Annotated in this window: 15 protein-coding genes; 6 read left to right on the plus strand and 9 right to left on the minus strand. The window is 56.0% G+C overall.

Annotated elements, in window-relative coordinates:
* The first annotated feature begins 82 nt into the window (after positions 1-82).
* The 3 genes from tnpA (at position 83) to tnpC (ending at position 2,409) form a co-directional block, all read left to right on the plus strand.
* Complete coding sequence (tnpA, locus tag ACJO3M_RS16200) at positions 83-457, plus strand: IS66-like element accessory protein TnpA (RefSeq protein WP_406999688.1); 375 nt, start codon at positions 83-85, stop codon at positions 455-457.
* Positions 454-789, plus strand: a complete 336-nt coding sequence (gene tnpB, locus ACJO3M_RS16205; RefSeq protein ID WP_406999690.1) for an IS66 family insertion sequence element accessory protein TnpB — start codon at positions 454-456, stop codon at positions 787-789. Before tnpA ends, tnpB begins: the two co-directional genes overlap by 4 nt.
* A 75-nt stretch (positions 790-864) precedes the next feature.
* A complete protein-coding gene (gene tnpC, locus ACJO3M_RS16210) occupies positions 865-2,409 on the plus strand; it encodes an IS66 family transposase (protein ID WP_406999692.1) in 1,545 nt (514 codons plus the stop codon).
* Between the two features lie 11 nt (positions 2,410-2,420).
* Here the strand turns inward: tnpC and ACJO3M_RS16215 are convergent, their stop codons facing one another.
* From ACJO3M_RS16215 to ACJO3M_RS16225, 3 genes are all read right to left on the minus strand, one after another.
* On the minus strand, positions 2,421-2,717 hold the full coding sequence (locus ACJO3M_RS16215) for a type VI secretion system PAAR protein (RefSeq protein ID WP_407002424.1): 297 nt from the start codon (positions 2,715-2,717) through the stop codon (positions 2,421-2,423).
* 100 nt (positions 2,718-2,817) lie between these two features.
* Positions 2,818-4,587 carry a DNA repair helicase RadD gene (gene radD / locus ACJO3M_RS16220; RefSeq protein WP_407002425.1) on the minus strand — a complete coding sequence of 590 codons (1,770 nt, stop codon included), beginning with the start codon at positions 4,585-4,587 and terminating at the stop codon, positions 2,818-2,820.
* A gap of 18 nt (positions 4,588-4,605) precedes the next feature.
* Positions 4,606-5,085: an FKBP-type peptidyl-prolyl cis-trans isomerase gene (locus ACJO3M_RS16225; RefSeq protein ID WP_407002426.1), complete on the minus strand. Its 480-nt coding sequence runs from the start codon at positions 5,083-5,085 to the stop codon at positions 4,606-4,608.
* 168 nt (positions 5,086-5,253) lie between these two features.
* Between ACJO3M_RS16225 and ACJO3M_RS16230 the strand changes: the two genes are divergently transcribed.
* Positions 5,254-6,492 carry a Glu/Leu/Phe/Val family dehydrogenase gene (locus tag ACJO3M_RS16230; RefSeq protein ID WP_407002427.1) on the plus strand — a complete coding sequence of 413 codons (1,239 nt, stop codon included), beginning with the start codon at positions 5,254-5,256 and terminating at the stop codon, positions 6,490-6,492.
* Positions 6,493-6,548: 56 nt separating this feature from the next.
* Here ACJO3M_RS16230 and ACJO3M_RS16235 read toward each other — a convergent pair whose 3' ends face one another.
* Positions 6,549-7,181, minus strand: a complete 633-nt coding sequence (locus tag ACJO3M_RS16235; protein ID WP_407002428.1) for a DUF1294 domain-containing protein — start codon at positions 7,179-7,181, stop codon at positions 6,549-6,551.
* On the minus strand, positions 7,178-8,227 hold the full coding sequence (locus tag ACJO3M_RS16240; RefSeq protein WP_407002429.1) for a nuclease-related domain-containing protein: 1,050 nt from the start codon (positions 8,225-8,227) through the stop codon (positions 7,178-7,180). The genes ACJO3M_RS16235 and ACJO3M_RS16240 overlap by 4 nt, the downstream gene beginning before the upstream one ends.
* A 509-nt stretch (positions 8,228-8,736) precedes the next feature.
* Here ACJO3M_RS16240 and rlmF point away from each other — a divergent pair.
* Positions 8,737-9,705 carry a 23S rRNA (adenine(1618)-N(6))-methyltransferase RlmF gene (rlmF, locus tag ACJO3M_RS16245; RefSeq protein WP_407002430.1) on the plus strand — a complete coding sequence of 323 codons (969 nt, stop codon included), beginning with the start codon at positions 8,737-8,739 and terminating at the stop codon, positions 9,703-9,705.
* Between the two features lie 109 nt (positions 9,706-9,814).
* Here rlmF and trxC read toward each other — a convergent pair whose 3' ends face one another.
* Together trxC and ACJO3M_RS16255 are read right to left on the minus strand one after the other, a co-directional pair.
* Complete coding sequence (gene trxC, locus ACJO3M_RS16250) at positions 9,815-10,255, minus strand: thioredoxin TrxC (RefSeq protein ID WP_407002431.1); 441 nt, start codon at positions 10,253-10,255, stop codon at positions 9,815-9,817.
* 193 nt (positions 10,256-10,448) lie between these two features.
* On the minus strand, positions 10,449-10,775 hold the full coding sequence (locus ACJO3M_RS16255) for a YMGG-like glycine zipper-containing protein (protein ID WP_407002432.1): 327 nt from the start codon (positions 10,773-10,775) through the stop codon (positions 10,449-10,451).
* 298 nt (positions 10,776-11,073) lie between these two features.
* Here ACJO3M_RS16255 and choX point away from each other — a divergent pair, with 298 nt between their 5' ends.
* The gene (choX, locus tag ACJO3M_RS16260; RefSeq protein ID WP_407002433.1) at positions 11,074-12,021 is read left to right on the plus strand and encodes a choline ABC transporter substrate-binding protein; all 948 of its coding nucleotides are present in this window, start codon (positions 11,074-11,076) and stop codon (positions 12,019-12,021) included.
* A gap of 100 nt (positions 12,022-12,121) precedes the next feature.
* Here choX and ACJO3M_RS16265 read toward each other — a convergent pair whose 3' ends face one another.
* Together ACJO3M_RS16265 and ACJO3M_RS16270 are read right to left on the minus strand one after the other, a co-directional pair.
* Entirely contained in the window at positions 12,122-13,042 is a 921-nt protein-coding gene (locus ACJO3M_RS16265) for a M14 family metallopeptidase (RefSeq protein WP_407002434.1), read from the minus strand.
* On the minus strand, positions 13,039-13,335 hold the full coding sequence (locus tag ACJO3M_RS16270; RefSeq protein WP_407002435.1) for a hypothetical protein: 297 nt from the start codon (positions 13,333-13,335) through the stop codon (positions 13,039-13,041). The genes ACJO3M_RS16265 and ACJO3M_RS16270 overlap by 4 nt, the downstream gene beginning before the upstream one ends.
* Between the last annotated feature and the right edge of the window lie 206 nt (positions 13,336-13,541).

Raw genomic sequence — 13,541 nt, forward strand, 5'->3', positions numbered from 1 at the left:
GTAAGCGTCCGGTGATCCCATCTTGAGCACGGCGCTGCCAACGTCAGGATAGTGTCCACTTATTTTCTAGTGGACACTTAACATGAACGAATTAAGCGTAACCAAGCCCTACCAACGCCGTCGCCGGTTTTCCCGCGAATTCAAAGCCGAGATTGTCGCCAAATGCCTGGAACCCGGGGCCTCCGTTTCCCGGATTTCACTGGATAACGGTCTCAACGCCAACATGGTCCGGCGCTGGATGAGTGAAGCGCAGCGAGCGGATAAAACACCAGCAACACCGGGATTTGTTCCGGTTAATCTGCCTGCTGCAACCTCTGCACCGGGCAACCAATCGGTCTCGGATAAGCGTAGCACCATCCGCATCGAGATTCCCCGCGCCGGTGGTGCGGTGGTGGTGGAGTGGCCTGCGGAGCAGGCCCACCAGTGTGCCGCCCTGTTGCGGGATCTGCTGGGATGATCCGCATTGACGAGATCTGGCTGGCCACTGAGCCGCTGGACATGCGAGCCGGGCCAGACAAAGCGCTGGCTCGGGTTATTCAGGTCTTCGGTTCTGCCAGGCCGCATTGCGCCTACCTGTTTGCCAACAAACGGGGCAACCGGATGAAGGTCTTGATCCACGATGGCCTGGGCATCTGGCTCTGTGCTCGCCGGCTGAATCGGGGCAAGTTCCACTGGGGCGAAGCCTGGCGCGGTGACCAACTGCGCCTGACTGAGGAACAGTTATCCGCTCTGGTTCAGGGCCTGCCCTGGCAACGCCTTGGCGCTGAAGGCGTGATCTCCATTCTGTAACCATAAGCTGAGTGATATCGCCATAGCCAGAACCGCGAATCGCTTGCGGCACATGGACTTGGCATACTGACGGGCATGACTCAGCGCCCCGATCTCGACCAACTCTCTGCCGATCAGCTCCGTGCTCTTGCCACGGAACTGTTCGATCGTGTCGAGAACAAGGAGCGGGCCCTGGTGCACCGTGATGCGGTCATCGAGAAGCTGACTCACGAAGTGGCCATCCTCAAGCGCCATAAGTATGCCCGGCGCAGCGAGCAACTGGACGCCGTCCAGGGACGACTGCTGGATGAACTGATCGACAGCGACCTGGCGGCTATCGAAGTCGAGCTGGAACAGGCGATGACCGAGGAGCAGAAAGCTGCCCGGCCAAAGCAAAAGCCCAAGCGCACCCCGCTGCCGCCGGAACTGCCCCGCACCCTGATCCACCACGAGCCCGAAAACACTCAGTGCCGCTGCGGCTGCCAGCTCAAGCGCATCGGCGAAGACGTCAGCGAAAAGCTGGACTACGTTCCGGGCGAGTTCACGGTGGAACGCCACATCCGGGGCAAGTGGGTCTGTGACAGTTGCGAGACCCTGGTCCAGGCACCGGTGCCACCGCAGGTGATCGACAAGGGCATTCCCACCGCTGGTCTGCTGGCTCAGGTCCTGGTGGCCAAGTACGCCGATCATCTACCGCTGTACCGTCAGGAACGCATCTTCGGTCGCGCCGGCCTCGAAATTCCGCGCTCCACCCTGGCCGAATGGGTCGGTGCCTGCGGTGTGCAGTTACAGCCCCTGGTGGATGCGCTGAGAAACACCCTGCTGGACCACAGCGTTCTGCATGCCGATGAAACCCCGGTCAGCATGCTGGCCCCGGGCAAGAAGAAAACCCACAAGGCCTACGTCTGGGCTTACTGCACCACACCGTTCTCGGACCTGAAAGCCACCGTTTATGACTTCGCGCCCAGCCGTGCAGGCGAACACGCCCGCACCTTCCTGGGTGACTGGCAGGGCAAGCTGGTCTGTGATGATTACGCTGGTTACAAGGCCGGGTTCGGCAACGGCATCATCGAGATCGGTTGCATGGCCCACGCCCGGCGCAAGTTCTACGATCTGCACGAAGCCAACAAGAGCGAGCTAGCCGCTAAGGCGCTGGAGTACATCGGAAGGCTCTACGAAATCGAGCGGGACACCAAAGACCTGCCACCGGACAAGCGGCAGGAAATCCGGGAAACAAAAGCCAAGCCGATTGCTGATGCGCTGCATCAGTGGATGCTGGCGCATCGCCAGAAAGTGCCGGATGGTTCCGGCACGGCCAAAGCGTTGGATTACAGCCTCAAACGCTGGGCAGCGCTGACGCGCTACCTGGACGATGGTGCTGTGCCCATCGACAACAACTGGGTGGAAAACCAGATCCGGCCCTGGGCGCTGGGCCGCTCCAACTGGTTGTTCGCGGGATCACTGCGCAGTGGTCAGCGTGCGGCTGCCATCATGACTCTGATCCAGTCGGCGAAGCTGAACGGACATGATCCGTATGCCTATCTGAAGGATGTGCTGACCCGTCTCCCGATGCAGAAGAACAACGCCATCGATGAGCTATTGCCTCACAACTGGAAGCCGGCTATTACTGACAAGGTGTGATGGCCGGACGCTTACTGAGTATCACCAATCACAACGCTGCCACTGCCGATGGTGACACCACCGCAGGAAACCGCACTACCCGTCACGGCGGCAGGAATGCCATTGATCAATACCGTTGCCGAACCAGCAGCAATAGCTCGCGGATGGGGAGGATGCTTGGGCTTGGAGTGTGGGGCGAGAGGATCGCCAACACGGGCGACGGGTTTTCCATCAATCAGTACATCGGGAGAGCCGGCAATAACCGGAGTGGGCGGGAACCCCTGATGATCTGTTCCCAGATCACCCAACAGCACAACTTTCTTGCTCATTCCTTTACTCCTTCTGTCCTTGAAGAATCATCCGTATTGTCGAGGTGGGCCGTCACTGGCTCCGGACCCAATGGTAAACAAAGCTGCCTCAATACCCAAGTTACAGCGCATTCGCCTTACGATAGTGCCCCTGATAATCGAAAATCCGCTCCTGCACCTGCCAATAGTGCTTCTGCTTACGAGCAACCACAAAATCCGGTGCCGGCAACAGGGCCTGACTCTCAAGCACCTCACCAACCCTGCTGAACGCTTTCGGAGCCTCGCCATTCGCGAAACGACGCCCGAACAGCTTGTTAAAAACGGTTCGCTGAGCAGGCTTGCTGAAATCAAACGACTCGCTAAGTTCCTCCCCATCTTCACCGTGATAGGTGAGCCTCAGCTTGCTCTCACCGCCACTTAACGTGATCCCGGCACAACGGATCACCATGGCATCCTTGAGTTTCAGGGCATCTCTCAGCTGATCATCCGGGTCGATGATGGCTTTTTGGCACTCGTGGCAGTTGCGGGCGGCAATATCATTCTCGCCACCGCAGTGCGGGCACTCCTTGAAACGAAAACGGTAATCGCACTGTTGCAGGCGCCTGTTCTGCACAGCATGGTTATCCCCTTCAGCAGGCTCCAGCAGCCCCTGACAACGGCGGCCGTAGTGCTCGACAACACCGCCGTCATCGTCGGTTTTGCCCCAAAAGATATTGGCAAAACCACAGTCCGGACAGAATACCTGCACCGGCTCACTATCTGGGTTTGGTTTCGGCTCCCCCACCTCCGGGTGGTGCAGATTCACATGGTTGCCCGCGTAATCAATCACCAGGCAATCCTGCTTGCCTTCGTCAAGACGAAGCCCGCGGCCCACAATCTGCTGATACAGGCTGACCGACTGGGTCGGGCGGAGAATGGCGATAAAATCCACATGGGGCGCATCAAAGCCCGTGGTGAGCACAGACACATTCACCAGATACTTTAACTGCCGCTGCTTGAAGCGCTGGATCAGCAACGCCCGTTCGGTCAAATCGGTCGCGCCGGTTACCAGGGCGGTCTGGTGTTCCGGCAGATAGCCGGTGATCTCCCGCGCATGATCCACCGTGGCAGCAAAGATCATCACCCCCTGGCGCTCAGCGGCCAGCTCCATCACCTGCTCAATGATGGCCCGGGTCACACGCCGGTGTTTACTCAGCAGCTGGTTGACGTCTTTCTCGGCGTATTCGCCAAAGCGGTCCTGAGCCAGCGCGGAGAAATCGTATTGCGCCACAGCCGCGTTCACCAACTCCGGCCTGGTGAGATACCCCCGATTGATCATGTAGCTCAACGGCAGTTCAAAGATGCAGTGCTGAAAGGGCTTATCCCGATCGCCTCGGACAAAGCCCCGGTAGTGATAGCGATAGATCCAGCCCATGGCCAAACGATAGGGAGTAGCGGTTAACCCAAGCACTTTGAGGGCGTTGTTCTGTTGCCGCAGCAGCTCAATGATCCTCTGATACTGACTGGTTTCCTCACCGCTGACCCGATGGCACTCATCGATGATGACTAACGAATATTCATCCCTGAACTGATCCAGGTTCGCCGATACCGACTGTACACTGGCAAAGGTCACCTGATGCCGGTGTTCCTTACGTTTCAGCCCGGCGGAGAAAACGCCGCCCATTAGCCCATAACTCTGGTATTTGGCGTGATTCTGCTCCACCAGCTCTTTGACGTGGGTCAGCACCAGAATCTTGCGGCGGGCAAGACGCGCCAACTCTGCAATAACCAGACTTTTACCGGCACCGGTTGGCAGCACGATGACGGCAGACTCATCGGACTGGCGGAAATGGTTCAGTGTGGCCTCGACCGCTTCCTGCTGGTAAGGCCGCAGCGTGAAAGGCGCATTCATGTTGCAGGGCTTAATCGATCAATGATGCCCACCCGGCCCATGCGCATGGCCGTGCGCTAACTCTTCCGCATCGGCAGCGCGTACTTCAAGGATTTCGATATCAAAGGTCAGGGTTTTACCGGCCATCGGATGGTTGGTGTCGACATCGGCAAACTTGTGGCCGACCTTGGCGACGACCACATGGCGCGGGCCCTGCTCGGTTTGCACCTGAGCAATCATGCCGGCCTTCCAGCGCTTGGCACCCATCAAATGCTTGATCGGCACGCGCTGCACGGCGTCGGCCTTGCGCGGGCCATAGGCTTTATCCGGAGTGACGGTGACGCTGAACGTATCGCCGGCCTCGCGACCTTCCAGGGCTTCTTCCAGCCCTTTGATAATGCCGCCGTGGCCGTGCAGGTAGGCGTTCGGCTCGCCACCACGGGAGTTTTCAACAACGTTGCCCTGTTCATCACTGACGCTGTAGTGAAACAAGACCACCTGATTCTTTTCGATTGGCATAGGGTTCTCTGCGACGGTTAAAGGGACGCCATTATAACCGGTGGCGGCTCTGACTACAGCGGAGGGAAACCGACTGCCTGATAACCCACGGCCAAGGATTTGCAGCGGGAGGGATAATCTACCAAGCTTAAAGTAGTCAATCAGCGCAGCCACAGGGGAGGAACCACCATGGAAGACTTCCTTGAGCAAAGCACCCGCCTGATGCACCAGGCCGCAGAGATCGGCAAGATCAATCCCGATGTTGTGGAACTGCTATCCGCCCCCGGTAGGGCCACCAGCTTTCGCATCCCACTAAAAATGGACGACGGCAGCAGTCGTGTATTCGACGCCTACCGGGTCTGTCATACAGACGCCCTCGGCCCTACCCGGGATGGCACCCGCATCTCCCCGGACCTCAACCTCGACGAGTGCAAGGCGCTAGCGCTGGTTATGTCGATCAAGCATGCCGCAGGGCGAATTCCCGCTGGTGGTGGCAAGGGTGGCATTGCCGCTGACCCCGGCAAGCTCAGCAAGCACGAACTCGAACGGCTGTGCAGAGCCTATATCCGCTATCTCAGGCCCTCCGGCCCGGACTGTGATGTCCCCGGCGCTGACGTAGGCACCGACATGCAAAGCATGGCCTGGATGCTCGATGAGTACGAGCAGATTACCGGCCGCCACTCACCAGTGGCGGTGAACGACAAGCCGCCGATTCTGGGTGGTGTTCTGGGCGGTTACGAGGCCACAGGTCTCGGGGTTTTCGAAGTCTTTCAGGCGGCAGCGGAGCAGATCGATTTCAAACTCGAGGGCGCGCGCGTGGCGATTCAAGGCTTCGGACAGGTGGGCTCAGTCGCTGCCCAGGCGTTTCACAACGCAGGCTGCAAGGTCATTGCCATCCGCGAAATCGACAGTGGCGTCTACGCTGAAGAAGGCCTGGACATTGACGAGCTTCTGAATCACCGCGAGAAGGAAGGCAGCCTGAAAAACTTCCCGAACACCCAGCCGATCACCAACGAAGAGCTGTTTTCCTGTGACTGTGATGTGCTGGTACCGGCAGCCCTGCAGGGAGTGATCACCAAAGAAGTCGCAGAAAACGTGAAGGCAAGAATCCTCGTTGAAGCCGCCAACGCCCCCACTACACTGGAAGCGGACGAACTGTTGCTGGATCGCGGTGTCACCATCGTACCGGACGTCCTGGCGAACGCTGGCAGCGTTCACCTTTGCCAGATGGAACGGACACAAGGCCTTGCCGACGACTATTGGGGGGCGGAAACCATCAGTGAGCAACGTCGACAACGGCTGGTTTACAGTTACCAACAGGCCACCGAGTGCGCCGAACATCACCAGCTCAAATCGATTCGCCTGGGGGCCTGGATTAACGCACTCAAGCGAATTGAAGAAGCTGTCATCGCCAGGGGCTGGTGTTAACGGGAAACCGGGACAAATCTATCTACCACTGGCCTGTGAGCAAATTTTTTGCACAGCTAGATCCTGATAAGCATGACCGGCTTAATCTCCAGCGCCTGCCGGGCAAACTCTGCATCCGGCCACACCAACAGCCAGGCGAGAACCGCAAGATTGAGAATCACATAGAACCAGAAGGCCACCTGAAACGAGGTCTTACGGGTTTTATGACGAAAGAATTGCTGGCCCACCAGCGCTCCCGGCCAGCCACACAGAAGTTCAAACAGATGCAACCGCCCCTCAGGTACCCGCCGGTTGCCGCGCTCGGCGGCGCCTTTGTCGACCGCGTACATCAAGAAAGTAATCAGGCTCATCACCCCATAGGCGACCGGCAAAAGCAGCGGCACATACCCCTGAACATACAACACAGAGACCGCACCTCCCACTGCGGCTGCAATCAACAGAGCGACCCAGACACCCGTCGCTACCGCTGCGCGGTGTCGTGCAACGCCAGCGTACTGGAAACTAGCCGCCCTTAACCGGCCCTTCTCGTCTTTTGTTTGCGCGTAAACCACCTTGCGGCTGGCCGAAGGCCTGCCCCGCCCCTGATAGGCGCTGATATGAGCAAATAGACGGTCACCCCCGTTTTCAGGGGTGATGAAGCCGAAGCCTTTGGCGTCGTTCCATGAGGTGAGTGAGCCTTTTTGATTCAATGCACTTCCCCTTGCAGAACCTTATACCGAGCACACGCCTTGCCCCTGTCTCTGAGAAGGCGCGGATCCTGATTACCAATAGCGGCAGCGATCAATGCGTTACATTCCTGCCTTGCCAAAAACAACTCCGAGGGCGGTTGATGGACACGCTGAACACCGGTGTCTGAGGAAGGCTCGGGTTCCACTTTCCTCGAATCAATTTTTGGTTCACTTTCTGATTGACGAGGAGTGGGCTGCGGTACACCTTCAACCCGTTGTTCAGGCATCCTTTTCGTGCCTATTGCCATCGCCCCCGAAACAAAGTTCGAATACGCGTTCACTCCGATCGCACCGACTCCCAACATCAAGACTGGGAAAACAAGGAGCTTGAGAAGCCTCCTACTCCGGCGACGGGGCGCATCACCGTGACGCTCGGCCACCAGACCTCTCACATAGCGAGCATGGGCCTTATCGGTGGCGAAGGACGCCTTGAGGCGACCGGATGCCACCTTTTCCCGAACTTCCGCCACTTGCTCCGGGCTCAGCACTAACTTCTGTCGAGACTTTATATAGCGAACATACCCGAGCCCCTGAATCACGTTTCCCGGCATGGGCGTTTTGAACGTGCTGTCCCCCACAAACACGACCACCGAGTGCATCTGATGGTCGCCTAGCCCGAGCAGCGACTGAAGCGTTTTTACGTGCTTGTAGTTCTGGTGTAGAGGGTTCTGGAATTTGTGATTGGACCGGTAAATCTTTTGGGTCCAGAAGCGCTGATGAGGACCACCGAAGATCCAGCCCTTCATGTTTTTGGTCTCGACAACGAAGACACCAAACTCCGAAACCAGAACGTGGTCGATCTGCGTGGTGCCGTCCTCCGTGGGGAGGGTAACGTTCTTGATGAGATGGTAGTGGGATTTGTCTAGGAAACACCGCGCCGAGAGGTTGACCAGAAACTCGCCGAACTTGCCCTTGAACCAGGGCGACCGGATCAGTGTCGCTATCAGGCAAAGAGGTAACAGGTACCAGAATTCAGCAATAAGGGTATGGGCCAGGCTCAAATCCATTTGTCAGACATCCTTGTTTTGCTTCCTTCAATCAATCAGAGGTGAAACATAAATCAGTCTTTGATTCGACGCCTTAGGATTTTTGTAACTCCTCGCCAGTGGAGCACTCGGCCATCGTGAGCGAGAGAAAATAGATCTGTTCCGGTTTTCTGAACCATCATGACCTGCCAGTCCAAAACCATAACAACAAGCCAGCAACCCCAAGAAGCACTGCAAAATGGATAGCCAGGTTCTTCTGGGTGGTTGGGGCGGGCTTTCTGGCGAAAGTGAAGTAGTCCTCGCCAAACAGCCCAACGCCGCAGTCCTCACAGTAGTTCTTTGAGTAATGAACCCTGAGCGCCGATGGCTCAAACTTTTTCCGACAGCTGTAACAACTAGGCTTAATCATTTCGGGCTCCGGGCACAACGACTGCGTACCATGTTTTCGTGCATCACATACAGTAAGATTATAATCACGCACCAAGCCAGACCCACTCTACTTCTGAACACCAAGCCCCGGGCCTATTTCTGTGAGCACCCTCCATCGACGTAAACAAAGCCAAGCCAAGCCTGTTCGCAAAGGTCTACACCCGAGGAACCTACACAACCAGGGCTATGACTTCCCAGCGCTCGTAAAAAGCCACCCAGCACTGGCTCCCCATGTAAAACCGAACGCTCATGGCGACCTTTCCATCGATTTCGCAGATCCATTGGCCGTAAAAACCCTCAACGCCGCGTTACTAAACCGACACTACAACATTGTCGATTGGGATATTCCAGAGGGTGCGCTTTGCCCTCCCATCCCGGGCAGAGCCGACTATATCCATTACATGGCTGACCTGCTTGGGCTTGGGACCGGGCCTGGGCCTGGGCCTGAACAGCCCAACATCAAGCTGCTCGACATAGGGACGGGAGCCAATGGAATCTACCCGCTACTGGCCTGCCAGATTTACGGCTGGCAGTGTGTCGGTAGTGACATTAACACCCAGTCGCTTGAGAACGTCGCCACGATTATCGCCAACAACCCCACCCTCAAAGACCGCTTCACGCTGCGCACGCAGCACGATAAAAACCATATCTTTGAAGGGATCATTCAAGCCGGGGAGTTCTTTGACGTCAGCGTGTGCAACCCACCCTTCCATGCCTCACTCGATGAAGCACTTAAAGGTAACCAGCTTAAACGCAATAACCTTGCTCGTAGTCGCGGTAAACAGCGCGGTGAACAAAAAGCAGAAACCGACTCCCCCACCCTGAATTTTGGCGGGCTGGGCGCAGAGCTTTGGTGTAAGGGGGGTGAACAGCTGTTTCTGAAAAAGCTGATAAGAGAAAGCCAGGTGTATTCAAATCAATGCCGCTGGTTTACCAGCCTGGTTTCAAAAGCCGACAATGTTAAGCCTGCAAAGAAGTTAATTCGTAAGCTCGGTGCCGTTGATAGTCGGGAAATAGAGATGAAGCAGGGAAACAAGATTACGCGGGTATTGGCCTGGACATTCATCTGAGCCGCTCCCGAGGTGGCGCATGGTTATGCGAAACCTACCCACAATCCGGGACAGATCTATTTTTCAGTAACGAGTACCGCAAAATGTCGCCACACCGACGAGCAACGCCCTAACGAATGCCCTGGGATTGCAGCCACTGGCTGATCTGGGCCTGGTTCATGGCGCCGCTCTGGCGGGCGATTTCCCGGCCATTCTGGAACAGGATCATGGTGGGTATGCTGCGGATGCCGAACTGGCCGGACGGCCCAGGCGCCTGTTCGGTGTTGAGCTTGGCAAAACGCACTTTACCCCGCCACGCCTTTGAAGCCTGTTCGAACTGTGGCGCCATCATCTTGCAGGGACCACACCAACTGGCCCAGAAGTCCACCAGCACCGGTACATCGCTGCGCCCAGTGTGAGCCGCAAAGGTCTGCTCCGTCAGCTCCAGCACCTGATCGGGCCAGAGCGGTTGCTTGCAGGCACCGCAGTTGCCCCCGGCGGACAGCTTGTCGGCAGGTACGCGATTCACTTTGTGGCAATGGGGACACACGAGGTGTCGGGTATCGGTCATGGTTGATCGGCCTCTGTCTGTCTAATGATTGCAATAATCAGGGCACATGGACGGAATTCAACCGAAACCGGGACAGATCTATTTTCCAAAAAAGACTATTTCAGTAGGTGGTTCAGGGTCGAAAATAAAAAAGCCTTTCCGTTGGAGAAAGGCTTTTTGAAGCGCACAAATCAAATTGCAGGCATGTCGCGTTTCAGCAGTTGCCCTTTTTCGCCTGGCCCGGTGGGCAGAAATGGCCACCAGACTTCCGGTAAGACCGGCGATCGTCGTAGTCATGACGACGGCGATCATGGTCGCGATCGTATTCTCTATGATCTTTGGTGGAAATGGCTGTTCCGGTTGCCGCACCGACGGCACCGCCGAGAATAGCACCATCTCTTCCACCTACCTCGTTGCCGATGGCAGCCCCAATCGCTCCGCCAATACCGCCACCTAGAGCGGCGTCGGCTGTATCATCCGCAACGGCACCCAATGAGGTGGCACTCAGAGATAAAAAAACGAGCAGTGATTTCATTTTCATTGATGTAAATCCCATTGTTCAGGTGGTCTGACCTACCCACTATGACGAGAAGGAGACCATTTTCTCCATCGTCCCATCAGGCACGTGTCAGTTTTTTGAACCATTCGAGAATATCAGAAACACACGTGAAGCAACCTGTTAAATTTTATTTACATTTCAATAGGTTAACAAAGTTTAAGAGATGCGCATTCCTTATGAATCGGACCTGAATAGGCACCCTAATATCAATTTGATTCAGTTTTAGGTACCATCCCGCGCCAATTTTTTATTAATTGAACGTTCAATTAAAAGGTGCGACATGCGAACGATATTCCTCTTGGCGATTTTTGCGTCGGTTGTGGTTGGACATCAGGCCCATGCAGCCGAGCAGTGTGACCAGATACGATTCGGTATTGTGGATTGGACTGATGTTAAGGCGACCACCGCCGTGGCTTCTGAACTGTTGCAGGCGCTTGGCTACGAAGTGGATATTTCCAACCAATCCGTAATGGATACGTACGACGCTATGGCGAATGGCGATATCGACGTCTTTCTGGGCAACTGGATGCCGAGTATGGCACCCGTGGCAGATCCACTGATAAATGACCAGAAGGTAGAGCGGCTACGCCCCAACCTCAAAGGCGCAAAATACACCCTGGCTGTACCGCAATATGTCTATGACGCCGGGCTCAAAAGCTTTTCTGATATCGCCAAGTTTAAAGATAAGTTTGATGGCAGCGTGTACGGTCTGGAGAAAGGCAATGATGGTAATCAGCTAATTCTCGACATGATCGATACCAACGCCTTTGGTTTAGGCCAATTCAATTTGGTTGAGACATCGGAACGCATCATGTTGGCTCAAGTAAATGGCAAAATTCGTGATCAAAAGTGGATCGTGTTTCTGGCTTGGGCACCTCACCCAATGAACGAGCGATTTGATATCGCGTATCTGGAGGGTGGCGATGATTACTTTGGTCCCAACAAGGGTGATGCAACGGTTTACACCAATACCCGCGCCGGGTTTTCCGAAGAATGTGCGAATGTGGCCCAACTTCTGGAAAACCTGGAATTTTCATTGGCGATGGAAGGTGAGGTTATGGACATGATTATGAACCAGTTTGTTCCTCAAGACCGGGCGGCTCGCCATTGGATGAATCAAAACCCGGATGCAGTGGAAACGTGGCTGGAGGGCGTGACACATCGTGATGGCAGTCAGGCCGATGCCAAAGCCATAGCGCAATCCATGAAGCTGACTCTAAGCAACTAAATTATTCAGTAAGACTGCAAAAGCCCCAGCGTGATGGCCAATTCGTCAGGTTTGTGGGACCCGAGACACTCCGAAAATAAATCTGTCCCGGTTTCCTCACTTATCCTGACAGCGCATAGTCGATCGCCGCACACACCGCGGCAACCTGCGCGGCGTTGCATTGCTCGGGGGTCACTCGATCGCTGTCCGGGTAGACCTCGGTGGTGGTCCTGTAGCGGGCGTTGGTCATGCTGGTGCCAAGGCCAAGCTGCGCCAGCGGATACTGAATAACGCCCCGAGCGACCGCCGGCGAGCCGAGGATCTCGCCATTGTCATCCGCCGGCGCGATGTGGGTGATCTTTTCCACCGCCTTGATCAACGCCTGCTGGAATTCCGGGTGCGGGCTTTCGGTGTCATCCACCAGGTAGAAGCCATCCGGAATGTCCCCCGGCTCAAACGGTTTGCCATCACGGGCCGCAAGCGCCGGGCGGAACTCGGTTTCGTCGGTATCGGTGGTCTCGTGCAGGTCGATGTGCAGCAGTATTGGCTCCTCTGTCGAAGCGATCAGCTGCATGAGCGCCACTGACTCCCCCGCCTGGCCGTCATCACGAAACGAGCGGTTTGGATCAATCGCGTTCGCGTTCCAGCGATGGATGCGTTCGTAAGCCCAGGGGCTGACGCAAGGCGCGACCAACAGGTTTACTCGACCGGCATAATCCGCTGCCTGCTGCTCAACGAACTGCAGCGCACCGTGAACACCGCTTGTTTCATAGCCATGCACTCCGCCGGTAATCAGCACCACCGGCCGATCGGCACGCCAGTCGCGGCTGCGGATTGCCATCAGCGGATAAACGTCCGGGCCATATTCCAGACGGCCATACTCTTGCACGTTGAAGCGCGAACGCAGCCGCTCGACCACGCTCAACACGTCGGACTCGTAACTGCGTTGACGAGTCTGCCGTGACAGCCACTCAGCACGTTCCGCGTCGCCCCAGGGAGTGCCGGGCGTACCGATTGGATAGGCCGCTGAAGCGGAGTTCATATCGTGGAAATACCGTCGATCTCGGTCACCGTTTTCGCATCCGCCCGCTCAATAATTTTCACGAGGGTGGATTGAATCGCTTCATCGTCCCGGGCATCACCGCCACTTACAAACGTTTGCTTCTGGGGCTCGGCGCCCTCTTCCTCAGTAAATGACACAACAACCTCGGTGGCTGAATCCGGCGCTTTACCAACGTTCGCTTTACCAAAGTACTCCAGCGAAACCAACGGATAGCCATGAAAGCCCTTCTTAACCTGCTTTGCAATACGCTTTTTTGCTTTATCCAAATGCATAATAAGGCCTTTCGCTGCGCTTTATATCTGGGTGCCACATGAACATCCAGTTGATACCGTTCGCCAATTCTATGCCGTTCAATTCATCAAAAATAGATCTGTCCCGGTTTACCACGGTTTTGATGTCGAGAATGAATTAACGGCACCGTAACCTCGTACTTCCACCAGTTTGCTATAGTGAATTTTTAATAATTTTGTCTGCCGTA

The organism is Marinobacter alkalisoli, assembly GCF_045449795.1.
Taxonomy (GTDB): Bacteria; Pseudomonadota; Gammaproteobacteria; order Pseudomonadales; family Oleiphilaceae; genus Marinobacter.

Excerpts from the sequence above, each read along its gene's own strand:
- radD (WP_407002425.1), bottom strand. The coding sequence starts at position 4,587 with ATGAATGCGCCTTTCACGCTGCGGCCTTACCAGCAGGAAGCGGTCGAG.
- tnpB (WP_406999690.1), top strand. The coding sequence starts at position 454 with ATGATCCGCATTGACGAGATCTGGCTGGCCACTGAGCCGCTGGACATG.
- ACJO3M_RS16240 (WP_407002429.1), bottom strand. The coding sequence starts at position 8,227 with ATGGATTTGAGCCTGGCCCATACCCTTATTGCTGAATTCTGGTACCTG.
- choX (WP_407002433.1), top strand. The coding sequence starts at position 11,074 with ATGCGAACGATATTCCTCTTGGCGATTTTTGCGTCGGTTGTGGTTGGA.
- tnpC (WP_406999692.1), top strand. The coding sequence starts at position 865 with ATGACTCAGCGCCCCGATCTCGACCAACTCTCTGCCGATCAGCTCCGT.
- ACJO3M_RS16265 (WP_407002434.1), bottom strand. The coding sequence starts at position 13,042 with ATGAACTCCGCTTCAGCGGCCTATCCAATCGGTACGCCCGGCACTCCC.
- ACJO3M_RS16215 (WP_407002424.1), bottom strand. The coding sequence starts at position 2,717 with ATGAGCAAGAAAGTTGTGCTGTTGGGTGATCTGGGAACAGATCATCAG.
- ACJO3M_RS16255 (WP_407002432.1), bottom strand. The coding sequence starts at position 10,775 with ATGAAAATGAAATCACTGCTCGTTTTTTTATCTCTGAGTGCCACCTCA.
- trxC (WP_407002431.1), bottom strand. The coding sequence starts at position 10,255 with ATGACCGATACCCGACACCTCGTGTGTCCCCATTGCCACAAAGTGAAT.
- ACJO3M_RS16225 (WP_407002426.1), bottom strand. The coding sequence starts at position 5,085 with ATGCCAATCGAAAAGAATCAGGTGGTCTTGTTTCACTACAGCGTCAGT.
- ACJO3M_RS16230 (WP_407002427.1), top strand. The coding sequence starts at position 5,254 with ATGGAAGACTTCCTTGAGCAAAGCACCCGCCTGATGCACCAGGCCGCA.
- tnpA (WP_406999688.1), top strand. The coding sequence starts at position 83 with ATGAACGAATTAAGCGTAACCAAGCCCTACCAACGCCGTCGCCGGTTT.
- ACJO3M_RS16270 (WP_407002435.1), bottom strand. The coding sequence starts at position 13,335 with ATGCATTTGGATAAAGCAAAAAAGCGTATTGCAAAGCAGGTTAAGAAG.